This window comes from Streptomyces malaysiensis subsp. samsunensis (assembly GCF_024519315.1).
Taxonomy (GTDB): Bacteria; Actinomycetota; Actinomycetes; order Streptomycetales; family Streptomycetaceae; genus Streptomyces; species Streptomyces malaysiensis.
Window position 1 is genome coordinate 34,656 of sequence record NZ_JANIIC010000038.1, and the last position, 22,414, is coordinate 57,069.

18 protein-coding genes are annotated in these 22,414 nt (G+C 72.7%); 8 read left to right on the forward strand and 10 right to left on the reverse strand.

From position 1 onward, the window contains the following. Positions 1-40: 40 nt before the first annotated feature. The 3 genes from NQU54_RS28885 to hutU form a co-directional block, all read right to left on the reverse strand. The gene (locus NQU54_RS28885; RefSeq protein WP_372506068.1) at positions 41-1,501 is read right to left on the reverse strand and encodes a formimidoylglutamate deiminase; all 1,461 of its coding nucleotides are present in this window, start codon (positions 1,499-1,501) and stop codon (positions 41-43) included. Beyond that, complete coding sequence (locus tag NQU54_RS28890; protein ID WP_257633669.1) at positions 1,492-2,679, reverse strand: allantoate amidohydrolase; 1,188 nt, start codon at positions 2,677-2,679, stop codon at positions 1,492-1,494. Before NQU54_RS28890 ends, NQU54_RS28885 begins: the two co-directional genes overlap by 10 nt. Positions 2,680-2,837: 158 nt before the next feature. After that, on the reverse strand, positions 2,838-4,496 hold the full coding sequence (hutU, locus tag NQU54_RS28895; protein ID WP_079153734.1) for a urocanate hydratase: 1,659 nt from the start codon (positions 4,494-4,496) through the stop codon (positions 2,838-2,840). A gap of 283 nt (positions 4,497-4,779) precedes the next feature. On the opposite strand from hutU, the gene NQU54_RS28900 reads away from it, so the two are divergent. Next, positions 4,780-5,796: an MDR family NADP-dependent oxidoreductase gene (locus NQU54_RS28900; RefSeq protein ID WP_257633630.1), complete on the forward strand. Its 1,017-nt coding sequence runs from the start codon at positions 4,780-4,782 to the stop codon at positions 5,794-5,796. A gap of 29 nt (positions 5,797-5,825) precedes the next feature. Here NQU54_RS28900 and NQU54_RS28905 read toward each other — a convergent pair whose 3' ends face one another. Further along, positions 5,826-6,908 (reverse strand): SDR family NAD(P)-dependent oxidoreductase, encoded by a 1,083-nt coding sequence (locus NQU54_RS28905; protein ID WP_257633631.1) that lies wholly within the window; start codon positions 6,906-6,908, stop codon positions 5,826-5,828. Between the two features lie 453 nt (positions 6,909-7,361). Here NQU54_RS28905 and NQU54_RS28910 point away from each other — a divergent pair, with 453 nt between their 5' ends. Next, positions 7,362-8,300, forward strand: a complete 939-nt coding sequence (locus tag NQU54_RS28910) for a helix-turn-helix transcriptional regulator (protein WP_257633632.1) — start codon at positions 7,362-7,364, stop codon at positions 8,298-8,300. Beyond that, positions 8,297-9,652 (forward strand): type III PLP-dependent enzyme domain-containing protein, encoded by a 1,356-nt coding sequence (locus NQU54_RS28915; RefSeq protein ID WP_257633633.1) that lies wholly within the window; start codon positions 8,297-8,299, stop codon positions 9,650-9,652. The genes NQU54_RS28910 and NQU54_RS28915 overlap by 4 nt, the downstream gene beginning before the upstream one ends. 961 nt (positions 9,653-10,613) lie before the next feature. On the opposite strand, the gene NQU54_RS28920 is transcribed toward NQU54_RS28915, so the two are convergent. The 3 genes from NQU54_RS28920 to NQU54_RS28930 all read right to left on the reverse strand — a co-directional run bounded on the left by NQU54_RS28920 (position 10,614) and on the right by NQU54_RS28930 (position 13,927). Beyond that, the gene (locus tag NQU54_RS28920) at positions 10,614-11,201 is read right to left on the reverse strand and encodes a hypothetical protein (protein ID WP_100807024.1); all 588 of its coding nucleotides are present in this window, start codon (positions 11,199-11,201) and stop codon (positions 10,614-10,616) included. 139 nt (positions 11,202-11,340) lie between these two features. After that, on the reverse strand, positions 11,341-12,369 hold the full coding sequence (locus NQU54_RS28925) for a MurR/RpiR family transcriptional regulator (RefSeq protein ID WP_257633634.1): 1,029 nt from the start codon (positions 12,367-12,369) through the stop codon (positions 11,341-11,343). Positions 12,370-12,400: 31 nt separating this feature from the next. Then, on the reverse strand, positions 12,401-13,927 hold the full coding sequence (locus NQU54_RS28930; protein WP_372506070.1) for an aromatic amino acid ammonia-lyase: 1,527 nt from the start codon (positions 13,925-13,927) through the stop codon (positions 12,401-12,403). 161 nt (positions 13,928-14,088) lie between these two features. Here NQU54_RS28930 and NQU54_RS28935 point away from each other — a divergent pair, with 161 nt between their 5' ends. Genes NQU54_RS28935 through NQU54_RS28955 form a run of 5 tightly spaced genes read left to right on the forward strand, consistent with a single transcriptional unit; the run spans position 14,089 to position 19,037 of the window. Continuing rightward, entirely contained in the window at positions 14,089-15,228 is a 1,140-nt protein-coding gene (locus NQU54_RS28935; RefSeq protein WP_257633636.1) for an ABC transporter ATP-binding protein, read from the forward strand. After that, complete coding sequence (locus tag NQU54_RS28940) at positions 15,225-15,866, forward strand: ABC transporter permease (RefSeq protein ID WP_069873376.1); 642 nt, start codon at positions 15,225-15,227, stop codon at positions 15,864-15,866. The genes NQU54_RS28935 and NQU54_RS28940 overlap by 4 nt, the downstream gene beginning before the upstream one ends. A 1-nt stretch (position 15,867) precedes the next feature. Continuing rightward, the gene (locus NQU54_RS28945) at positions 15,868-16,545 is read left to right on the forward strand and encodes an ABC transporter permease (RefSeq protein WP_069873378.1); all 678 of its coding nucleotides are present in this window, start codon (positions 15,868-15,870) and stop codon (positions 16,543-16,545) included. Between the two features lie 58 nt (positions 16,546-16,603). Then, complete coding sequence (locus NQU54_RS28950; protein ID WP_069873380.1) at positions 16,604-17,542, forward strand: ABC transporter substrate-binding protein; 939 nt, start codon at positions 16,604-16,606, stop codon at positions 17,540-17,542. Between the two features lie 16 nt (positions 17,543-17,558). Next, complete coding sequence (locus NQU54_RS28955; protein ID WP_257633637.1) at positions 17,559-19,037, forward strand: purine-cytosine permease family protein; 1,479 nt, start codon at positions 17,559-17,561, stop codon at positions 19,035-19,037. Positions 19,038-19,088: 51 nt separating this feature from the next. On the opposite strand, the gene NQU54_RS28960 is transcribed toward NQU54_RS28955, so the two are convergent. Genes NQU54_RS28960 through NQU54_RS28970 form a run of 3 tightly spaced genes read right to left on the reverse strand, consistent with a single transcriptional unit; the run spans position 19,089 to position 22,392 of the window. Further along, positions 19,089-21,452: an ATP-binding protein gene (locus tag NQU54_RS28960; protein WP_257633638.1), complete on the reverse strand. Its 2,364-nt coding sequence runs from the start codon at positions 21,450-21,452 to the stop codon at positions 19,089-19,091. 54 nt (positions 21,453-21,506) lie between these two features. Continuing rightward, positions 21,507-22,130, reverse strand: a complete 624-nt coding sequence (locus NQU54_RS28965; RefSeq protein WP_257633639.1) for a DUF6879 family protein — start codon at positions 22,128-22,130, stop codon at positions 21,507-21,509. Further along, positions 22,117-22,392 carry a hypothetical protein gene (locus NQU54_RS28970; protein ID WP_079257908.1) on the reverse strand — a complete coding sequence of 92 codons (276 nt, stop codon included), beginning with the start codon at positions 22,390-22,392 and terminating at the stop codon, positions 22,117-22,119. Before NQU54_RS28970 ends, NQU54_RS28965 begins: the two co-directional genes overlap by 14 nt. Between the last annotated feature and the right edge of the window lie 22 nt (positions 22,393-22,414).

Below are 22,414 nucleotides of genomic sequence, written 5' to 3' on the forward strand. Positions count from 1 at the left end.
GGGGTGCTCTCCTTCGTCGGCCGTGGCGGTGGCGGCCGGGTCACCAGCCGTGCAGGGCTTGGATGGACTCGGCCAGCGCTTGCGGTACGCGGGGGACGAGCTGATGGGTCCCGTCCCGTACGACATGGCGGCCGCCGACCACGGTGTGCCGGACATCCGCGCTGGTCGCCGCGAATACGGCGGTCTCGGCGCCCAGCCGGGGCGGCGGCCCCGCGGTGCGCGCCGAGTCCAGCGCGATCGTGGTGAGGTCGGCGAGCGCGCCCACCTCGATCCGGCCCGCGTCCGCGCCCCAGCCGAGCGCCGCATGGCCGTCCACGGTGGCGGCCCGCAGCAGCTGGGCCGCGGTCCAGTGGCCACGGGCGCGGGTGCGCAGCCGCTCGTCGAGCTCCATGGCGCGGGCCTCCTCCAGGATGTCGATCATGGCATGGCTGTCGCTGCCCAGCGAGAGCGGTGAGCCCGCGCGCTGGAGCTCGACGGCCGGGCCGATCCCGTCGGCGAGGTCACGCTCGGTGGTCGGGCACATACAGACACCGGTCGAGGCGTGGCCCAGGAGCCGGATATCACCCGGGGTGAGATGGGTGGCGTGCACGGCGGTCGTCCGCGGGCCCAGCACCCCGTGGTCGGCGAGCAGCCGGGTGGGGGTGAAGCCGTGTGCGTCCACGCAGGCGTCGTTCTCGGCGGTCTGCTCCGAGAGGTGCACATGCAGGGGCGCCGTGCGCTCCTGGGCCCAGCCGGACACCGTCGCCAGCTGGTCGACGGGGACGGCCCGCACCGAGTGGATCGCCGCGCCGATGCGGGTGTTGCCGTCGCCCTTCAGCCCGGAGACCCGCTCGGCCCAGGCTTCGGCCGTGCCGTCGGAGAAGCGCAGCTGGTGCTCGTTGGGCTCGGCCCCGAAACCGGCGGAGAGATAGCAGGTGTCCAGCAGGGTGATCCGGATACCGGCCTCGGCCGCCGCCGCGATCAGGGCCTCCCCCATCGCGTTGGAGTTGCCGTAGCGGGTGCCGCCGGGTGCGTGGTGGAGGTAGTGGAACTCCCCCACACAGGTGATCCCGGCCATGGCCATCTCGGCGTAGACGGCGCGAGCCAGGTCGAAGTAGCTGTCCGGGGTCAGCCGGTCGGCGACCCCGTACATCACCTCGCGCCAGGTCCAGAAGGAGTCCGGCGCGCCCTTGCCGTGCCGGGCCGCCCGGCCGGCCGTATCGCCCTCCGCCCCGCTCTCCGCCTCGCTCCCTGCCTCGTCCTCGTCCTCCGCCCGGTCGCCCGCCTCGCCCTCCGCCTGCACGACACCGCGCAGGGCCCGGTGGAAGGCGTGGCTGTGGGCGTTGGCCAGACCGGGGATCGTCAGACCACGGAGGGTGACGGAACCGGCGGGCGGCCGCGGGCTCCCGGGCACCACCGCCGTGATCCGCCCATTGGCCGCGGCCACGATCACCACGTCCGACCGCACGCTTCCGTTCACCCAGGCGTGCTCCGCCCAGTACGTCTGCGCCGTCAGTGACACGCCAGGCCCTCCAGTACCTCCGCGAGTGCGGCCACACCGGCGAGGCAATCGTCCTCGCCCGCCGTCTCCGCGGGTGAATGCGAGACGCCGGTGGGGTTCCTTACAAACAGCATGGCCGTCGGAGCGGACGCGGACAAAATGCCGGCGTCGTGCCCGGCCCCGGTCGGCAGCACCGGAACCCCGCCCAGCAGCCCGGACAGCCGGTCCCGGAGATCATGGGCGAATTCGACGACGGGGGTGAAGGACTCCCGGGTGACCCGGACGTCCACCCCGTCGCGCCGCCCCCGCTCGACCGCGGCGCGCTCGATCTCGCCGACCACGGCGGCCAGGGTCTCCTCGTCGGCGGCGCGCGAGTCCAGCCAGCCGCGGACCAGGCTCGCGATCGCGTTGACGCCGTTCGGCTCCACGCTGACCTTGCCGAAGGTCGCCAGCGCCCCGGCGATCCTGGCCTTCTTACGGGCCGCGAGGACGGTGTTGGCGTAGGTGAGCATCGGATCGCGGCGGTCCTCGATCCGGGTCGTCCCGGCGTGGTTGGCCTCGCCGTGGAAGTCGAACCGCCAGCGGCCGTGCGGCCAGATCGCGGAGGCGACGCCCACCGGGTCGGCCGTGTCCGCCAGCGCACGTCCCTGCTCGATGTGCAACTCGACGAACGCGCCGATACGGGCAAGCCGCTCCGGGTCGGGGCCGATCGCGTCCGGGTCGTAACCGGCGCGCTCCATCGCCTGGGGGAGGCTCAGCCCGTCCGCGCCGCGCAGCTCATGCGCCCGCTCGACGCTGAGCCGGCCGCTGGTCAGCCGGGAGCCGACGCAGGCCAGGCCGAAGCGGGCGCCCTCCTCGTCGCCGAAGTTGACGATGGCGAGGGGTTTGGTGGGGCGGGCGCCCCGTGCGCGCAGCTCGTCGAGGGCCGCGAAGGAGGAGACGACGCCCAGCGGGCCGTCGAAGGCGCCGCCGTCGGGGACGGAGTCCAGGTGGGAGCCGGTGACCACGGCGTCCCCTGCGGTGGGGTCGCCCAGCCAGGCCCATTGGTTGCCGTTGCGGTCCACTTCGTAGGTGAGGCCGCGGGTTTCTGTCTGTGCCCTGAACCACTCTCGGCAGTCCGCGTCGGCTTCCGTCCAGGCGTAGCGGCGGTAGCCGTTTGTTGTTGTGTTGCGGCCGATGGGGGTCAGGTCGCGCCACATGTCGTGGAACGATGCGCCCGTGGTCGTGGGTGCGCCCACCGCCGCCGGCCCTTCCGTTTCCTGGGCGGGTGCGGCCCGGTGGGTAGGTTGTGCCCACCCGTCCCTCCCCCAGCTACCGCTGGGAGGTACCCCCTCTGCGGAACGATTGCCCACAACAGTCACTCTGCTTCCCTCATGGGGATCCGGACGTTTCGTTCCTGGGCTACCTCGTCCGCGCGGTCGTAGCCCGCGTCCACGTGGCGGATCACGCCCATGCCGGGGTCGTTCGTCAGCACCCGGCGGATCTTCTCGCCCGCCAGTGCCGTGCCGTCGGCGACCGTGACCTGGCCCGCGTGGATCGAGCGGCCCATGCCCACGCCGCCGCCGTGGTGGATGGAGACCCACGAGGCGCCCGAGGCGACGTTGACCATGGCGTTGAGCAGCGGCCAGTCGGCGATCGCGTCCGAGCCGTCCAGCATGGCCTCGGTCTCGCGGTACGGGGAGGCCACGGAGCCGCAGTCGAGGTGGTCGCGGCCGATCGCCAGCGGTGCGGCGAGCGTGCCGTCGGCGACCATCTCGTTGAAGCGCTCACCCGCCTTGTCGCGCTCGCCGTAGCCGAGCCAGCAGATACGGGCGGGCAGCCCCTGGAAGTGGACCCGCTCCCCCGCCATCTTCATCCAGCGGGCCAGCGACTCGTTCTCCGGGAAGAGGTCCAGGATCGCCTTGTCCGTGGCCGCGATGTCCCGCGGGTCGCCGGAGAGGGCGGCCCAGCGGAAGGGGCCCTTGCCCTCGGAGAAGAGCGGCCGGATGTAGGCGGGCACGAAGCCGGGGAAGGCGAAGGCGCGCTCGAAGCCGGCCAGCTTGGCCTCGCCGCGGATGGAGTTGCCGTAGTCGAAGACCTCGGCGCCCGCGTCCATGAAGCCGACCATGGCCTCGACATGCCGGGCCATCGACTCGCGCGCCCGCTCGGTGAAGTCGGCGGGCTTCTCGGCGGCGTACGAGGCCATCTCGTCGAAGTCCACGCCGACCGGCAGATACGACAGCGGGTCGTGGGCGCTGGTCTGGTCGGTGACGATGTCGATCGGGGCGTTCATCGCGAGCAGCTGCGGGACCAGCTCGGCCGCGTTCCCCAGCACGCCGATCGAGAGGGGGCGCCGGGCGTCCCGGGCCTCGGTGGCCAGCTGGAGCGCATGGTCCAGGCTGTCGGCCCGGACGTCGAGGTAGCGGTGCTCGATACGGCGCTCGATGGCGCGCGGATCGCAGTCGACGCAGATCGCGACGCCGTCGTTCATGGTGACCGCCAGCGGCTGGGCGCCGCCCATGCCGCCGAGGCCGGCGGTGAGGGTGATCGTCCCGGCCAGGGTGCCGTTGAACTTCTTGGCCGCCACGGCCGCGAAGGTCTCGTAGGTGCCCTGGAGGATGCCCTGGGTGCCGATGTAGATCCAGGAGCCCGCGGTCATCTGGCCGTACATGGTCAGGCCCAGCGCCTCCAGGCGGCGGAACTCCTCCCAGTTGGCCCAGTCGCCGACCAGGTTGGAGTTGGCGATCAGCACCCGCGGCGCCCATTCGTGCGTCTGCATGACGCCCACCGGGCGGCCCGACTGGACCAGCATCGTCTCGTCCTGCTTCAGCGTGCGCAGGGTGCGGACCATGGCATCGAACGAGCGCCAGTCGCGGGCCGCCTTGCCGGTGCCGCCGTAGACGACGAGTTTGTCCGGGTGCTCGGCGACCTCCGGATCGAGGTTGTTCTGGAGCATGCGCAGGGCGGCTTCCTGCTGCCACCCCCGAGCGCTGAGCTGCGCACCACGCGGCGCCCGTACGGGTCGCGGTCCTGTCATGGGCCAAGCCTCCCTGCCATCGACTGGATCGAGATATTCACATCTTGATGCCGATGAATATGACTAGTCAATAGTGCGGAGTCTCGCATACACCCAGGTGGTTCAGCGGCGCGGGCTCGCCGGGGGCGCGCGTCCGGTGCGGCGCGGCGCCACGGCGGGGCGCCGTAACGGGGCGCCACAGTGGGGCGCGGCGCCATGGTCGGCGCGGCATGGTCGGCGCGGCATGGTCGGCGCGGGGTAGCGTCGCCGGGTCGTGTCCGGTCCGTCCGCCGAGGAGCCCCGCGTGTCCCTCCCCGCCACCCACCGCGAGGTCCGTCTGACGGCCCTGCCCGAAGGCGCGCTCACCCCGGGCCACTTCGAGGTCGTCACCGTCCCCGTCCCCACACCCGGCCCCGGCCAGGTGCTGGTGCGCAACCAACTGATGAGCGTCGCCGCCGTGATGCGCCCGCTCACGCTCGCCGACCCCGACGCCTTCGGCCTCCCCCAGCTGCTGCACAGGGCGGGTGAGGTGATGCGGGGCCCGGCCCTCGGCGAGGTGGTCCACGCGCCGGGAACGGATCTCGCCCCCGGGACCGTCGTCCGCCACCGCGCGGGCTGGCGCGAATACGCGGTCCTCGGCGCCGGGGAGGTGTCGCCCGTCGACCCCAAGGCGCTGCCCGACCCCGCCGCCCATCTGTCGCAGGGGTTCACCGCCTGGCTGGGGGTCGTGCGCGGGGCCGGGGTGCGGCGCGGCGACACGGTGTTCGTCACCGGCGCGGCGGGCGGAGTGGGCTCCCTGGCCGGGCAGTTCGCCCGGCTGCACGGCGCCGCGCGGGTCATCGGCTCCACCGGCTCCCGCCACAAGGCCGACCGGCTGACGCGGGAGCTGGGCTACGACGCGGTCGTCCTCCGCGGCGCGGGCCCCCTCGACGAGCAGCTGCGCGCGGCCGCCCCCGACGGCATCGACGCCCTCTTCGACACCGTCGGCGGCGAACAGCTGCGGGCCGCCCTGGAGCTGGCCCGCCGCAACGCGCGCTTCGCCCTGGTCGGCGCGCTGGCCGCACAGCTGTCCGACGATGCGCTGGCCCCGACCGCGATCAGCACCCTGGCCCTGATCGCCCGGAGCGTCACGCTGCGCGGCATCAGCGCGGCGGACCACCAGGACGCGATGCCCGACTACCTGCGCGAGTTCGGCCGCGCGCTGCGCGAGGGCACCATCACGTATCCGTACACCCGGCTGACGGGCATCGACCGGGCGCCGGGGGCGCTGTGCGAACTGGTGGAGGGGCGGCACCTCGGGGCGGTGCTGGTGGAGCTGTAGCCCCGGGGTGCTGGTGAAAGGGGCTCGGGTCAGTCTGCGGCCAGGAGCCGCTCCGACGTCGCCCAGAGGCGGTCTGCGCCCTCCGGGTCGAGGGCGTACGGGGCGACCCCCACCATCATGGCGTTGAGGTCCTCGGGGCGGCGGCTCACCGGCTCGGCCTCGGCGCAGTCCGCGAAGTAGCGGCCGCCGACGCCCTCCAGCAGCGGCGATGCGGCCAGCAGCACCGAGGTGGCCGCCCCCTGCTCCGGGGTCTTCCACACCACGCCCGGGGCCGCGATGTCCCCGACATGGCGCTGGAGATTGGTCCGGATGCCCCCGGGGCTCAGGGCGTTGACGCCGATGCCGTCGCCCGCCCAGCGCGCGTTCGCGCCGACCGCGAAGAGCACGTTGGCGGTCTTGGACTGCCCGTACGCCAGCATCGGCTCATACGGCCGGTAGTCGAAGTGGAGGTCGTCGAAGACGACTGGTGAGCGGAGGTGTGCGGCGGAGCTGACGACGACGATTCGGGCGGACGCGGGGGTGCCGGGGGTGCCGGGGGACCCGGCGGATGCGGCGAGCCCGGCGGACTTGGCGGACCCGGCAGACCCGGCAGACCCGGCAGACCCGGCGGACCCGGCAGACCCGGCGGACCCGGCAGACCCGGCGGACCCGGCAGACCCGGCAGACCCGGCGGACCCGGCGGACCCGGCGGACCCGGCGGACCCGGCGGATGCGGCGGATGCGGCAGACCCGGCTGCCGCCAGGGCGCCGTGCAGGCCGCGGGCCAGTGCGAAGTGGCCGAGGTGGTTGACGGTGAACTGCCGGTCCCAGCCGTCCGCGAAGGCGGCTACCGAGGCCCGGTCGGCCAGGTCGAGATGTGCGACATACAGCCGCTTGTTGCCGGTGGTGGCGGTGATGTCCTCGGCGACCCGGGCCCCGGCCTCGAGGTTCCGCACCGCCAGGGTCACCTCGGCCCCCGCCCCGGCCAGCGCCCGCGCGGTCTCGATACCGATACCGGAAGCGGCCCCGGTGACCACCGCGCGCCTGCCCGAGAGATCGACGCCGTCGATCACCTCGGCGGCGGTGGAGCGGGCACCAAAAGGTGTCGTTATGCGTGTTTCCTTGGGGTCCATACCCCCAGCGTCACTCCACCCACCGCTCCCACCCAGACCCCCCGCGTCCTGGGAGTACGAGGACCAGGCTGGACCCGCGCGACACGCCCCCGGCCCGCGCAGGGCGCCGCGGGCAGCGCCAGGCCCACGCGGGCCGCGATGCCCCCGCCGGGAGCCGCCCGCCGGCTCCGGGGCCACCAGGTCCTGACCGCCCCAGCAGCCATGGCTCGGGGGCTTGCGCCTGCCGCGCCGGTCGGCGGCCCGCCGACGGGGTCCGGCTCCGCCTGCGGCGGCGCCTCCCCATCGGCCCGCGACGCGAGCGACCCCCGTCCCACGACCGCCCCTGGCGGTGCCAGATCGCGCCGGGCGCGATACAGCCCGCCCCCGCCGCGCCGGCCGGACCCCGTTCCGCCCCGCCGACCCTGGTAGTCGCAGGACCAGGCTCAGTCTTCGCCGGGCGCATAGCGTGGAGAGATGGTGGAGTGCGCGAATCGGCTGGGGGAGTATCTGCGGGCGCGACGCGAACTCGTGCGGCCCGAGGACGTCGGGCTGCCCGCCGTGGGGCGGCGCCGGGTGCCCGGGTTGCGCCGCGAGGAGCTCGCCCTCCTCGCGGGCATCAGCAGCGACTACTACCTACGGCTGGAGCAGGGCCGCGACCGGCACCCCTCCGCACAGGTGCTCGACTCCCTGGCCCGTGTGCTCCGCCTGGACGATGACGCCACCGCCCATCTGCACCGGCTGGCCCGCCCCGCGCCCCGTCGCCGTCGTCCGCGGCGGCCGGAGCGGGTGCCCGCCGGGATTCAGCAGCTGGTGATGTCCTGGACCCGGAACCCCGCCTTCGTCCAGGGCCGCTATATGGACATCCTCTTCGCCAATCCGCTGGCCATCGCACTCTCCCCGCTCTGCCGCCCCGGGGTGAACGTCGTCCGCGCGCTCTTCCTCGACCCGGAGATCCACGAGGCGCACGGCAGCGAGACCGCCACCGCCGGGGTCGTGGCCGCCCTGCGCGCGCTCGTCGGCCCCGATGTCGAGGATCCGCCCCTGGCCGAGCTGGTGGGTGAGCTGTCGGTCAAGAGCGAGCGGTTCCGGCAGCTGTGGGCCCGCCATGACGTCAAGCCCAAGGCCGGGTCCGGCACGTCCACCTTCCAGCATCCGCAGGTCGGCCCGCTCGAGCTGAGCTACGAGAAGCTGGCCGTCACCGGCACCGAGGGCCAGCTCCTGGTGGTCTACCACGCCGCCCCGGGCAACCCCGCCGAACAGGCCCTGGCGCTGCTGTCGGGGCTCGCGGGGGACGTGGGAGGCGCAGGGGACTCGGGGAACTCGGGGGGCGCCGAGCAGAGGGGGCGGAGCTCCTGGAGCGGCTCCGGGGCCGCTGGTCGGGAGCCGTCCCCGAATGGTTGGCTGAGGTCATGACATCGACACCGATCGCGATGGCCACCCGGCGTGAACAGGCCGTACGGGCCGCCGTGCAGCAGGGGCTGCTCGGCCCGGACCAGCCCGTCGTCGGGCTGCTGGACGTGGCCGGGATCCGCGCGGCCGCCGCCGGACTGCGCGCGGCCTTCGAGGAGGTCGTCGCGCCCGGCACCCCCGTCCTGCACGCCTTCGCGGTCAAGGCGGCCTCGCTCGTCCCCGTCCTGCGGCTGCTGGCCGACGAGGGCCTGGGCTGCGAGGTGGCCAGCCCCGGGGAGCTGGCGCTGGCCCGCGCGGCCGGGGTGACGCCCGACCGGATTGTCCTGGACTCCCCCGCCAAGACCGCCGCGGAGCTGCGCGAGGCCCTCGACCTGGGGATCGCGGTCAACGCCGACAACCCGCAGGAGCTGGACCGGCTCGGCACGCTGGTCGGGCACCGCGCGACCCCGCCCGCGCCCCTGGGCCTGCGGATCAACCCACAGGTGGGCGGCGGCAGCATCGACGCGCTCAGCACGGCCACCGCGACCTCCAAGTTCGGCGTCGCCCTCCAGGACCCGGGGGCGCGCGAGTGGGTCGTCCGCGCCTTCACGGAGCGCCCCTGGCTGACCCGGCTGCACGCGCATGTCGGCTCCCAGGGCTGTCCGCTGGAGCTGATGGCGGTGGGCATACGGGTGGCCTACGAACTGGCCGAAGAGATCAACGAGGCGGTCGGCCGCCGGCAGATCGACGCGCTCGACATCGGCGGCGGGCTCCCCGTGAACTTCGCCTCCGACGAGGTCACGCCCGACTACCGGGAGTACGCACAGCTGCTGCGGAACACCGTGCCGGGGCTCTTCGACGGGCGGTACGCGCTGGTCACCGAGTTCGGGCGGTCCCTGCTCGCCAAGTCCGGTCTGGTGCTGGCCCGGGTCGAATACGCCAAGTCCGCGGGCGGCCGCCCCATCGCGGTCACCCACGCGGGCGCCCAGCTCGCCACGCGTACGGTCTTCGCCCCCGATGCCTGGCCGCTACGGGTCGCCGCCTACGACGCGGAGGGCCGCCCCAAGGCGGCGGGCCCCGACGGCCCGATCGCCCAGGACATCGCCGGCCCCTGCTGCTTCGCGGGCGACCTGATCGCCCGCGACCGGCCCCTGCCGGAACTGGCACCGGGCGATCTGGTCGCCCTGCTGGACACGGGCGCGTACTACTTCTCCAACCACTTCGCCTACAACAGCCTGCCCAGGCCGGGCGTCTACGGCTTCGACACCACCGAAGGCGAGGTGCGCTTCGCGACGGTGCGGCCGCCGCAGACGGTGGGGGAGATCGTGGCGGAGAGTGGTGCCGCGTATGCGCTGGGGCTGACCCGACTGCGTTAGGGCGCGGGGCGCCCAGCCCTGGGGTTCCTCAGTCCGTCCCGCGAGCGCGGCCTTCGTCTCGGCTGACGCCGATTGAGCAACGGGCCAGGTAGGCACGGGGCGGGGGCCGTGTCGCCGACCACCGGCCGGTGGGGGCTTAGCCCGGCGGCGGCACCTGTGGCCTGGGGCCAAGGCCACTGCCGGACTGACGGACAGCCCCACGACCGGCGGACGCCCCGGAACCCGGCAACCTCCGCCCCCGCCCAAACTGAGTGGGCCCGAAGTCCGCCCCGCGACCACCGACTTCGTCTCGGCTGACGCCGATTGAGCAACGGGGCAGGTAGGCACGGGCACGGGCCACATCGCCGACCACCGGTCGGTGGGACGAAGGGCGGTGGCGGCTTCTGTGGCCTGGGGCCGAGGCCGTTGCCGGACTGCCGCTGGGATGGCGGGCCGGTGCCCGGCGGCGTTCTCGGTCGCCGCCCAGGCCGCGCACCCTGGATGGCTGAGCGCGTCACGCGTCGTGCCGGGTAGGGTACCCCCCTTCAAAAAACGTTTGATCTCGTGCAACTAATTTGTCAAACGTTTTCGAAGGGGGTACCCCAAAACCCCCGCAGTCCGGATCGGGCCCAGTCCTGGGCCGGACTGGCGCCGCCACCGGCGTCCGCCCCCACCGGCCCTCTGTCGGCGACGGGCCCCCGCCAGGACACCCCGGACCCATGCTCAAATGCGCCGAAGGCGCGAGACGGCGCCGCACCCACCCACGCCGCCCAGCCCCCGCAGCTCAACCCCGGCACAGGACAACTCCGGCGCAAGACGCCCCCGGTACGGGGCAACCCGGCACAGGGCAACCCCGACACCGGGCGCCCCCGGCACAGCGCAACCCCGGCGCCGAGCAACCCGGCACGGGGCAACCCGGCATAGCGCAACCCCAGCACCGGGCAACCCAAATACACGGCAGCCCCGAAACCACGGCGTACCCTCAGCGCGCGGTCGGCGCCATCGTCCTCTGGCGGCGGGCGCCGCCCGGGCCCGCGTCGCCGGCCACGATGCCCGTCGTCTGGTAGGCGTCCACCGCCTTGCCCGCCGGGCGCCCGCGGGAGACTCGTTCCGTACGGACCCACAGCAGCGCATCGTTCGCGCGCTCCCAGCGGCCCAGCCACAGCGCCTTCGCCCACAGGCCCGCGCCGAGCCCCGCCAGCAGCATTCCGCCCGCCGCCGGGACGGCGAAGGAGGAGCCGACCGCGGCGAGGAAGGCCAGCAGGAGCCACCACCGCAGGGCGCGGCGGCGGGCCCGTACGGTTACCGCGCGGTCCTGGAGGAAGACCGACTTGCCCGCGCGCGAGGCAGCGCGCGCCAGTTCCCGATATCGCTTCCGTCGCACCGCGAACACCACGACCGCCGCGACCAGGAAGAGCGCCGCCCCGGCGAGCACTCCGATCCGGCGTCCGGTCAGCCCCGGTACCAGCGCTCCGATTCCGGCGGCCAGTACGCCGGGCCACCACAGCCACCCCGCGGGAGCCCTCACGATCACCGCCACCCGTGCCAGCGCATACGACCCGCGCCCCACGACCGACCTCCTCACCCCTGGTGAATTCCGGAAGAAAACCCTGCCGAATCGAGGAATCTAGCCAGGATGCCTGAGAATTCGGTGAGAGGGACGGGGTCGGGGCGGAACCCCCGAAGCGGGCGGCTACGGCCCCAGGGGCTCACTCCACGAACAGCCCCCGCTCCGCCGCCTTCGCGTCGAACTCCTCCAGCCGCGCCTGCGCATCCGGCAGCGCGTCGCACATCGCCTCGAGCAGCACCCGCCCCAGCAGCATCGGCGCACACGCGGTGTCGAAGGCCAGGCCCGTGCCGACCGCCGCGGGCAGCAGCAGATCGCTGTGGCGGGCGACGGGGGCGAAGGCGCTGTCGGCGACGGTGACCACGGCCAGGCCCGCCTCCCGGGCGTACTCCAGGCCCTCCACGACCTCCCGCGGATGGCGCGGCAGCGCGAAGCACAGCAGGGCCGTGGCGCCCGCGCGCTTCGCCGCGTCGACGCGGTCGTCGAGCATCGTGCCGCCCTCGTCGAGCAGCCGGACGTCCGGGTGGACCTTGCGCGCGAAGTACGTGAAGCCACGCGCCTGCGCGGAGGCGGCCCGCAGCCCGAGGACCGGCAGCGGGCGGGACTCGGCGAGCAGCCGGCCGGCGCGGACGACGGGGGCGGGGTCGGCCAGCAGCGCGGCGAGATGGCGCAGATTGTCGATCTCGGACTGCACGGCCTGCTGGTACTCGTTGTACGAGCCCTCGTCCGCCGCCGGCTCGGCGGGGGCGACATCGCGCAGATGTTTGCGCAGCGCCGGATAGCCGTCGAAGCCGAGGGCGACCGCGAAGCGGGTCACGGACGGCTGGCTGACGCCCGCGAGTTCGGCCAGTTCGACGCTGGAGAGGAACGGCGCGTCCGCGGCCCGCCGCACCATGCAGTGGGCGATCCGCCGCTGGGTGGGGGTCAGCCGGTGGCCCTCGAAGAGCGCCTGGAGCCGGGCGGCGGTCGAGGCACCGGAGGCGGTGGCCGCACCCGCGCCGACCGGAACACCCGCGCCCGCCGGAACACCCGAGCCCGCCGGAACACCCGAACCTGCCGGAACACCCGCGCCCGCCGGAACACCCGCGCCGCCCGTACCGACCGCCGCCCCCGCGGCCTCCTCTCCCACCGGCGTCGTCCGAGCACCGCTCACCCCGTGGTCCGTACTCATGGCGTCCTCCTGACCCTCGTACCCTCGTCCCTCATGCCTCCGCCAGCCGGTCGAGCAGGCGCGCGGCCACCGCCACATCCTCCGTCAACGGCCGGTCCTCCATCCGGGGATCGAGCACTTCCGACGCCAGGGCGAAGGCGGCACCGGCCGGGAGCTCCGGGTCGGGCTCCAGGCCGCGCTGGCGCAACGCCCGTACGGCGGCGACCAGTTCACACCCCAGCACCAACCGGTAGTGGTCGGCCACCCGGAGCGTCTGGCGGGCGCCGAGCGAGGCGAAACTGGCCTGTTCCTCGACGCCGCGCGAGAGCACGGCATGGCCGAGCGAGGCCGGGTGGGAGACCGCGCGCATCTCGCCGAGCGCCGCCCCCGCCGCGTATTCGAGGATCATCACGCCCGAACTCGCGGACGCGGCGTCGCCGAGGAAGGGGCGCAGCCGGGTGAAGTCCGGTTCGCTGAGCGCGGCGAGCCGGGCGGTGGAGAGCCGGGCGGTCTGGAGCGCGGCGAGCCGGAAGTGGTCCAGGGCGAGCGCGGTATGCGCGGCGTAGAAGTTGCCGTGGTGGTAGGCGGCCTCGTCGGCGGCGCTGATCAGCGGGTTCTCGGCGGCGGCGTTGAACTCGACGGTCAGCACCCGCTCCAGCGCGTCCGCCGCGTCCAGCGCGGGTCCATGGATCTGCGGCAGACAGCGGAAGCCGTACGGGTCCTGTATGCGCCCGAGCGGCGGGGTGGGCCGGGCGGGGGCGCCGAGCAGGGCGCGCATCCGGGCGGCGGCCGCGATGGAGCCGGGGTGCGGCCGGGCGGCGTGCACGGGTTCGGCGTACGCCTCGTACGACCCGCCGACCGCGATCAGCGAGAGCGCGGCGACGGCGAGCGAGGCGGACATCAGCCGCCGCAGCTCGGCGAGGGCGAGCGCGGACTGCCCGAGCGTGAGGGCGTTGCTGCTGATGAGCGCGAGGGCGTCATTGCTGTCGAGCGTGATGGGGTCGGGGGCGCGCCGGCCGGGCACGGCCTCGGTGAGGTCCCAGGGGTGCTCGCCGACGAGCGCGAGCCCGGCCTGGGCGAGCGCGGCGAGGTCCCCGGTGCCGACCGCGCCGTATTCGTTGATCACCGGGTGGGCGCCGCTGTCGAGGCCCTCGACGAGCGCGGTGACGACGGCGGGGCGCAGCCCGGCGCCGCCCGCCAGCAGCTGATTGGCGCGGACGGCCATCATGGCGCGCACCTCGCGGCCGGGCAGCGGTGCGCCGATCGCGCCGGCGTGGCTGCGCAGCAGCCGCAGTCCGTGGTCGGAGTCGGCCGGGCCGACGTCCTCGGTGCGGTTGGCGCCCACCCCGGTGCTGCGGCCGTAGACGCGGCCGGTGGCGGCGAGCCGGTCCGCGGTCTCCCAGGCGCGCTCGGCCAGCGCGAGCGCGGTGGGGTCGGGCGGCGCGGGCCGGCTGCGGCGGTCGGCCAGACGGGTGACATCGACGACGCGTAGGCTCCGGCCGTCCAGTGTGATCCGCGGGCCCGCGCCGTCCGTGCCGTCGGCGGCCACGTGATCAGCATCCAGCATATGAGACAACATCCAGGGCAACCCCTCTCCAGCACGCCCCATTCGGGCAAAACACCAAGCGCTCCGTCCATATCGCGAGCAGAAGTAACCGGTGATTAACGCAGACCTCTTGACTTCTATTCACTCGCCTATGACTGTGCATGACTATATGCAGACAGGGCAAGGGGAAGCGGATGATCAGCTTCAAGGACGTCAGCAAGCACTACCCGAACGGCACCACAGCGGTGGACCGCCTCGATCTCGAACTCCCCGAAGGGGGCATAACCGTTCTTGTCGGCACGTCGGGCTGCGGCAAGACCACCACTCTCCGCATGGTCAACCGCATGGTCGAGCCGAGCAGCGGCACGGTGAGCGTGGGCGGGCGTGATGTCCTCGAAGCGGACGCCGCCGAGCTACGGCGCGGGATCGGCTATGTGATCCAGCAGGCCGGGCTCTTCCCGCACCGCACGATCCTCGACAACATCGCCACCGTCCCGCTGCTGCTCGGCTGGGGCCGCCGCAAGGCGCGGGCCCGCGCCGCCGAGCTGCTGGAGCTGGTCGGGCTGCCCGCCGACTCCGGCAAGCGCTACCCACACCAGCTCTCGGGCGGTCAGCAGCAGCGCGTCGGGGTCGCCCGCGCGCTCGCCGCCGACCCGCCGGTGCTGCTGATGGACGAGCCGTTCGGGGCGGTCGACCCGGTCGTGAGGACCCAGCTCCAGAACGAGCTGCTGCGGCTCCAGAGCGAGCTGCGCAAGACGGTCGTCTTCGTCACCCACGACATCGACGAGGCGGTACGGCTCGGCGACCGCATCGCGATCTTCCGCACCGGCGGCCACCTCGTCCAGTGCGCGCCCCCCGCCGAGCTGCTGGCGAGCCCCGCCGACGACTTCGTGGCGGGCTTCCTGGGCGCCGAGCGCGGGCTGAAGCTGCTCTCGCTGTCCACCCTCGCGGACGTGCCGCAGGAGGCCGCGCCCGCCGACGGGGAGCGCTGGCGGCTGGTCACCTCCGAGCGCGGTGAGCCGCTGGGCTGGCGCGACACCGAGGGGCCGGACGGCGACCGGGCCCCGCTGCTGCCGGTGCGCCCGCTGCGGGACGGCGATTCGCTGCTCACCGCCCTCGACGAGTCGCTGGCATCCCCCGCGGGTCTGGTGGCCCGCGTGGACGCCGACGGCGTGCTCACCGGGGTCACCGGGCGCGACAGGATCCATGAGCACGCCGGACGCCGCCACGCCGAGGCGGGCCGCGCGGCCGCCCTCAAGGACGCCGACGAGGCACCCGAAACCGCTGACACCGGTGAGGGCACCACGGCCTCCGACGCGAGCGTGACCGCATGACCGTCGACTGGGGCTGGTTCCCCGACCACCGGTCCGACCTGGTCACCCTCACCCTCGACCACCTCTCCACCGCCGTCCCGGCCGTCCTCTTCGGCCTGCTGATCGCGCTGCCGCTGGCGGTGATCGCCCACCGGGTGCGCCCGCTGCGCGGACTTCTGCTCGGGGTCTCGAACATCCTGTTCACGATCCCCTCCATCGCGATCTTCGTCCTGCTGCTGCCGGTCACCGGTCTCACCCGGACCACCGCCATCACCGGGCTGACCATCTACACCCTGGTCGTGCTGCTCCGGAACACCGTCGAGGGGCTGGACAGCGTGCCCAGCAAGGTCCGCGAGGCGTCCACCGCGATGGGCGCCCGTCCGCTGCGCACCCTGCTCACCGTCGAGCTGCCGCTCGCCTTCCCGGTGATCATGGCGGGCGTACGGGTCGCCACGGTGATGGCGATCTCGCTGGTCAGCGTGGCCAGCTACATCGGGTACGGCGGTCTCGGCCAGCTGTTCACCGACGGCTTCCAGCGCAACTACCCCACCCCCGTCGTGGCCGGAGTCATCCTGTCCCTGCTGCTCGCGCTGGTCGCGGACGCGGTGCTGGTCACCATCCAGTGGCTGTGCACCCCGTGGCTGAGGAGGCGTGCCTGACATGATCGAGCTACTCCAGAACCTGCTGCGCTGGCTGACCAGCGGCTCCCAGTGGTCCGGCACCGACGGCATCGCGACCCGCCTCCTGGAACACCTCCAGTACTCCCTGCTGGCCACCCTGGTCGCCGCCGCCATCGCCCTCCCGGTCGGGCTGCTCATCGGGCACACCGGGCGCGGCGCGTTCCTCGCCATCAACCTCTCCGGCTTCGGGCGGGCGCTGCCGACCGTCGGCCTGGTCACCCTGGTCTTCCTGGCCAGCGGGCTGAGCATGTGGCCGGTCTACATCTCGCTGGTCGCCCTCGCGGTCCCGGTGATCGTCACCAATACGTACGCGGGCATGGCCGCCGTAGACCCCGAGGTCAGGGACGCGGCACGGGGCCAGGGCATGCGCTGGTACCAGGTGCTGTTCCAGGTCGAACTGCCCCTCGCGCTGCCGCTGATCATGACGGGGCTGCGGCTGGCCTGCGTCCAGGTCGTGGCCACCGCCACCATCGCCGCGTACGTCAGCTTCGGCGGCCTCGGCCGCTATGTCTTCGACGGGCTCGCCCAGCGCGATCTGGTGCAGGTGCTGGGCGGGGCGGTGCTCGTCGCCGTACTGGCCATCGCCCTGGATCTGGCGCTGGCCGGAGTACAGCGTCTGCTGTTCCGCAACCGCCCCCCGCGCGCCCACGCGCACTGAGCGCTGAGCACCGACTCACCCACTCACCGAGTTCACTCCGATCCGAGGAGACGACCCCATGAACCGCAGGAAACTGCTCGGCGGCCTGCTCGCCGGCGCCTCCGTGCCCGCGCTCGCCGCCTGCGGCGGCGGTATCACCTCGCTCAAGGGCGACGGCGGCAGCGGTGGCTCGGGCGGCGGCAGCAGCGTGGGCGGCCTGGTCATCGGCACCGCCAACTTCACCGAGAACCAGCTGCTGGGCTACCTCTACGCCGAGGCGCTGAAGGGCGCGGGCATCAAGACGAACGTGCGGCCCAACCTCGGCTCACGCGAGATCGTCATCCCCGCCCTCCAGCAGGGCGATATCGATCTGCTCCCCGAGTACCAGGGCAATCTGCTGCTCCACTTCGACGACAAGGCCCCCCAGACCGAGGCGGGCGACCTCCAGAACGCCCTCACCGTCGCCCTCCCGGGCGGTCTGGAGGCCCTGTCGTACGCGGCCGCCGAGGACAAGGACGTCTTCTGCGTGACCCGTGAGGCCGCGCGCGAGTACGGTCTGCGCAGCTTCGCCGACCTGGCCAAGCAGAACGGCAAGCTGGTCTTCGGCGGCCCGGCCGAGGACAAGAACCGCGTGGTCGGCCTGGTCGGCCTCAAGAACCGCTACGGCGTGACCTTCAAGGAGTTCAAGGCCCTCGACGCTTCCGGCCCCCTGGTCAAGGGCGCGTTGAAGAAGGGCGATGTCGACGTCGCCAACCTCTTCTCCACCGACCCCGACATCGAGGCCAACGACTGGGTGATCCTCGCCGACCCCAAGGCCCTCATCCCCGCCCAGCACATCGTGCCCGTCGTCCGCTCCGCCAAGGCCGACGCCAAGGTCCGCAAGGCCCTGGCCCGCCTGGGCGGCGCCCTCACCACCCAGGAACTGGCCCGGCTCAACAAGCTGGTGAGCAACGACAAGAAGGACCCGGACCGGGTCGCCGCGGACTGGGCCGCCAAGAACGGCCTCACCAAGGAATAGCGGCAGGAGCACACATATGCCCGACTCCCCGGACCCACTGGACTCCCTGGTCGAAAAGCGTTCGATCGACGTCGTCCCGGACGCGGAGCGCCATGGCACCGCCTTCAGCCAGTTCACCCTGTGGCTCGGCGCCAACCTCCAGATCACCGCCGTGGTGACCGGCGCCCTGGCCGTCGTCTTCGGCGCGGGCGCCTTCTGGGCGATCATCGCCCTGCTGATCGGCAACCTGCTCGGCGGTTCCGTCATGGCGCTCCACTCCGCCCAGGGACCACGGCTCGGCCTGCCCCAGATGATCTCCTCCCGGGCCCAGTTCGGGGTCCGGGGCGCGATCGTCCCACTGCTGCTGGTCATCGTTATGTACGTGGGCTTCTTCGCCAGCGGCAGCGTGCTGGCGGGACAGGCGGTCGGCGAGCTCACCCATCTCGGCGACACCACCGGGATCATCCTCTTCGCCCTCGTCACCGCCGTGGCGGCCGCCGTCGGCTACCGCCTGATCCACACCCTGGGCCGGATCGCGGGCGTGATCTGCGCCCTGGCCTTCGTCTACCTGGGCATCCGGCTGCTGGACCGCACCGACCTGGCCATCCTGCTCCACGACCGGACCTTCGACTTCCCGCTCTTCCTCCTCGCGGTGTCGCTGTCCGCCTCCTGGCAGCTCGCCTTCGGCCCGTACGTCGCCGACTACTCCCGCTATCTGCCGCGCACCACCTCCGCCAGGGCCACCTTCTCCTGGACCCTCGCCGGAACCGTCCTCGGCTCCCAGTGGTCCATGACCTTCGGCGCCCTCGCGGCCGCGGCGGCGGGCCACGCCTTCGTCGGCCACGAGGTCTCCTACATCGTCGGCCTCGGCGGCGGCGCGGCCCTGATCACCTCACTGCTCTACTTCGTCATCGCCCTCGGCAAACTGACGATCAACGTGCTCAACACCTACGGCGGCTTCATGTCGATGGTGACCAGCGTCAGCGGCTTCCGCGGCCGCGCGACCCTCTCCCCGCGCGGCCGGGCCGCCTATATTGCCGGAATCATGGTCGCGGGCACGGCGGTCGCACTGCTGGGCAAGGACAGCTTCCTGTCCTCCTTCAAGGACTTCCTGCTGTTCCTGCTGACCTTCTTCACCCCATGGAGCGCGATCAACCTCGTCGACTACTACGCCATCGCCAAGGAGCGCTACGACATCCCCGCCCTCAGCGACCCGGACGGCCGCTACGGCGCCTGGCGCTGGAAGGCGCTGTCCACCTACGCCCTCGGCGTCCTCGCCCAACTCCCCTTCCTGTCCACCGCCTTCTACACCGGCCCCTTCGTCACCCCGCTGGGCGGCGCGGACATCTCCTGGCTGGTCGGCCTGACCGTCCCCGCCGCCGTCTACTGGCTCCTGGCCCACAACGACACCGCCCATGTCCCGACCCACATGATCCTCACCCCACAACCACCAGAGGACCGCCCGTACGCCACCGAGCCCGGGCGAGCAGGACCCGGGCGAGCAGGACCCGGGTGAGCGGGACCCACAAAGGCGTTGTCACACCCAGCCGTTCACATGCTGATGGCCCTATTGCGCGAGGGCGGCGGAGACGCGTTCGCGCAGTGTGACCGCCCGGGGGTCGTCGTACGAGGCGAGCGCCCTCAGGGCCTCGGCCCAGTGTCGCCGTGCCTCCTCGGCCGCGCCCGTCCCGTCCCCCTCATCTGCCTCGCGCAACGCACCGGCGAGACCGTCGAGGGCGAGGGCCGCGTGCCACAGGTCGTCCAACTCCCGGTGGACCGCCGCGGCGCGGCGGTGGAAGTCGGCCGCCTCTCCGGGACGCCCGAGTCGCCGGTACGTCTCCCCGGCGCCGTGCCACGCCCGCGCCTCCCGCGCCTGGTCGCCGAGGCGGCGCTGGAGCGAGGCGGCCCGTTGGAACGAGACCAGCGCGGCGTCGAGTTCACCGTTGGCCCGCTGTGCCCGGCCCAGTTCCAACAGCCAGTACCCCTCCCACATGTGGTTGCGGTGGGTGCGGGCGATGTCCAGCGCGGCCTCCGCGGACCGCAGCGCCTCCTCCGCCTGCCCGCGATCCCGCTGCACGGCGCTCAGGATGCGCAGCGCGTTGCCCTCACCGCCCTGGTTGCCCAGCTCACGGTGCATTGCCAGGGCCCGCTCAACGAAGCCGGAAGCCTCCTCGGTCCGCGCCAGCTCATACGTCACCTCGGCGAGATTCGACGTCACGACGGCCTGCCACTGGGCGGCGCCCAGCTCCTGGAAGCGTGCCGCGGCCTGCTCGAACTGGTCCTTCGCCTCCTCCAGTCGGCGTCCGCGCAAATGGATCAGCCCGATGTCGTTCAGCGACAGCGCCTCCCCGAGCCGGTCGCCGGTCTCCCGACGGGCGGCCAAGGCGCCCTGGTGGTACTCGGCACCCTCGGACAGGCGATGGGACTGCGTGCAGGCCATCCCGAGGCTCTCCAGCAGTTCGGCTTCCGCCGTCCGGTCGCCGAGGCGACGCGCGGCCCTCAGTCCGATACGGCTCATGGCGAGCCACTCCTCGAACGGGTTCAGGAGCATGTGCACGCTCCGCAGCACCGCCGGCAGCTGCCAGGCGATCACATCGAGACCCGCCTCCTCGGCGGCACGGGTGGCGGCCAGCAGATTGCCGCGCTCCGCCTCGTACCACCGCATGGCCTCCTCATAGTCCGCGAAGGACGCGGGGGTGAGGTCATCGCCTGGCGGGTCGAGCGGGATATGAGCCTCCTGCGAGTTGATCCAGGTCTGGGCCGCGTCCGCGGAGTGCAGGTACCAGACCAGCACCCGGCGCAGCGCCGCCTCGCGGCTCTCCGGGGACTCCTCCTGCCGCACCTGGTCGGCCGCGTAGGCGCGCAGCAGATCGTGGAACTCATAGCGGTCGGGCGCGGTCTGCTCCAGCAGATGGGCGCCGACCAGCACGTCCAGCAGATGCCGTACGCGGCCGATGCCGACGCCCCCGTCCAGAACGCCGGCGGCCGCGGCCCCGAACTCGGCGCCCGGATGCAGCCCGAGCAGCCGGAAGAGACGCGCCGCATCAGTGGGCAGCGCCCGGTAGGACCAGGCGAACACGGTACGCACCGCCTCGGCTTCCTCGTCGTCTCCCACGCTCAGGGCCTCCCACAGGACTGACTCGTCGCGAAGGTCTCTTATCAGGTCGTCCAGTCCCATCCGCGGACGGCTGGCGGCCCGTTCCGCGGCGATGCGCAGGGCCAGTGGAAGGCGGGCGCACAGCCGCGCCAGCTCAACCAGCTGGTCCCGGTTGTCCTGGGGCCGGTAGGCGGCGGTGACGGCGCTCAGCAGCGCGACGGCCTCGGGCTCATCCAGAGTGCCCAGGGTGAGCGTATGCGCCCCATCGCGGACAGCCAGGCCCGACAGCCGGCTCCGGCTGGTCACGAGGGCCAGAGATCCGGCGGTGCCCGGAAGCAGCGGCCGGACCTGGCCCACGGTGGCCGCGTTGTCCAGGATGACCAGCATCCTGCGCCCGGCCAGCAGCGACCGGTAGAGCGCCGCGCCCGCCTCCGGGTCCGCCGGTATCGCCCCCGCCGGTACGCCCAGGGTCGACAGGAACCGGTGCAGCGCCTCCTGTGGGGTGATCGGTGCGCCCGGGTCGTAGCCGCGCAGATTCACATACAGCTGGCCATCCGGGAAGCGGGCCAGCGTGCGGTGTGCCCAGCGCAGCGCCAGGGAGGTCTTGCCGACGCCCGCGGTCCCGGCGAGGACGCAGACCGAGACGGCGAGGGCTTCGCCCAAGCCGCCGGTCTCGCCTTCGCCGTCGGCCAGCAAGGCGTCGAGCCGCCCCAGTTCCTCACCCCGGTTGACGAACCCCCGGATGTCCCCGGGCAGTTGCCGGGGCTTCGGGCTGTCGGGGCGGCTGTCGCCGTGGAAGTGGATGCCTCCGCTGATGTCCCGGGCCTGCACCACGTCGCCTGCGGACCCCGACAGCTCGGAATGCGTCCCATGGTCCTCGTTGATCAGCTACTCCGCATGTGGTGGCGGTAAAGGTGCCACTGCCCGGGCGAAATACGGCGCCAGATCCTCACCGGCGTCGTAGAGGTCTCTGGTCAGTTCACGGCAGCGTGCGGTGGTGGCGTCGTCCATGAACCGCACCGCGCCGTCGAGAATCCCCTCATCCGTGTAGCGGATCCGATACGTCGTGTGGTCACCCAGCGTCAGAAGCTCTGGCAGTGGTTCGAGCCTCTCCAGGTCGGCGATCTGTTCCGGGCCGACCACCCGGATCTTCTCCCCGCATTCCGCACGCAGCCGCAGCAGATGCAACTCCCATTGCAGATACGGGGCGATCGGCTCTTCCACCACCCGCACCCGGAAAAGGGTGATCCGGTGGCTTTCGACCTGCTGCGAGAATTCCCGCAGATAGTCGCGCTCCTCCTCGATGAGACGCAGGGCCTCGTCCCAGTCACCTCGGGCGAACGCCTCCCAACTGGCGAAACCCGGCTCCCTGAAGCGCTGTTGACGCTCCAGCTTCCAGGAATCCTGCCCGTCGATCGTCCACTGCCGCTCACGGAAGTCGTGTCGGTAGGCATCGAGGGGGAGCGAGTCGCCCCGGGCGGAGTCGAGGCGGGGGCCGTCAAGTCCGAGCATCGGGGATATCCGGTTTCGCGGCGCTCAGGGTGTTGCACGGAATGACGACGAGGCGCTCGTCCGGTGCGATGCTGGCATCCTCGGGGAGCTTCGCTCGGTAGTCGTCTGTGAGATCACGGCCGATGACCGCGATATCGCCGTTGTCGAGCTGCCAGATGTCGGGGCATCCGTCGCGTCCGCCAGTGTTCCCAAGTTCGCGCGCCGATTTTCCTAATCGGCGCGCGAATGAGGCGGAGGGGTCGGCTTCCCATGTGCGAGTCACTGTGACCTCCGATGAGAAATCT

Bases quoted from the DNA above. Each gene is read 5' to 3' on its own strand.
- NQU54_RS28890 (WP_257633669.1), bottom strand. From the start codon at position 2,679: ATGTGGCGCGACCTGACCCCCATCGGCCGCAACACAACAACAAACGGC.
- hutU (WP_079153734.1), bottom strand. From the start codon at position 4,496: ATGACAGGACCGCGACCCGTACGGGCGCCGCGTGGTGCGCAGCTCAGC.
- NQU54_RS28905 (WP_257633631.1), bottom strand. From the start codon at position 6,908: ATGGACCCCAAGGAAACACGCATAACGACACCTTTTGGTGCCCGCTCC.
- NQU54_RS28910 (WP_257633632.1), top strand. From the start codon at position 7,362: ATGGTGGAGTGCGCGAATCGGCTGGGGGAGTATCTGCGGGCGCGACGC.
- NQU54_RS28915 (WP_257633633.1), top strand. From the start codon at position 8,297: ATGACATCGACACCGATCGCGATGGCCACCCGGCGTGAACAGGCCGTA.
- NQU54_RS28925 (WP_257633634.1), bottom strand. From the start codon at position 12,369: ATGAGTACGGACCACGGGGTGAGCGGTGCTCGGACGACGCCGGTGGGA.
- NQU54_RS28930 (WP_372506070.1), bottom strand. From the start codon at position 13,927: ATGTTGTCTCATATGCTGGATGCTGATCACGTGGCCGCCGACGGCACG.
- NQU54_RS28935 (WP_257633636.1), top strand. From the start codon at position 14,089: ATGATCAGCTTCAAGGACGTCAGCAAGCACTACCCGAACGGCACCACA.
- NQU54_RS28940 (WP_069873376.1), top strand. From the start codon at position 15,225: ATGACCGTCGACTGGGGCTGGTTCCCCGACCACCGGTCCGACCTGGTC.
- NQU54_RS28945 (WP_069873378.1), top strand. From the start codon at position 15,868: ATGATCGAGCTACTCCAGAACCTGCTGCGCTGGCTGACCAGCGGCTCC.
- NQU54_RS28950 (WP_069873380.1), top strand. From the start codon at position 16,604: ATGAACCGCAGGAAACTGCTCGGCGGCCTGCTCGCCGGCGCCTCCGTG.
- NQU54_RS28955 (WP_257633637.1), top strand. From the start codon at position 17,559: ATGCCCGACTCCCCGGACCCACTGGACTCCCTGGTCGAAAAGCGTTCG.
- NQU54_RS28965 (WP_257633639.1), bottom strand. From the start codon at position 22,130: ATGCTCGGACTTGACGGCCCCCGCCTCGACTCCGCCCGGGGCGACTCG.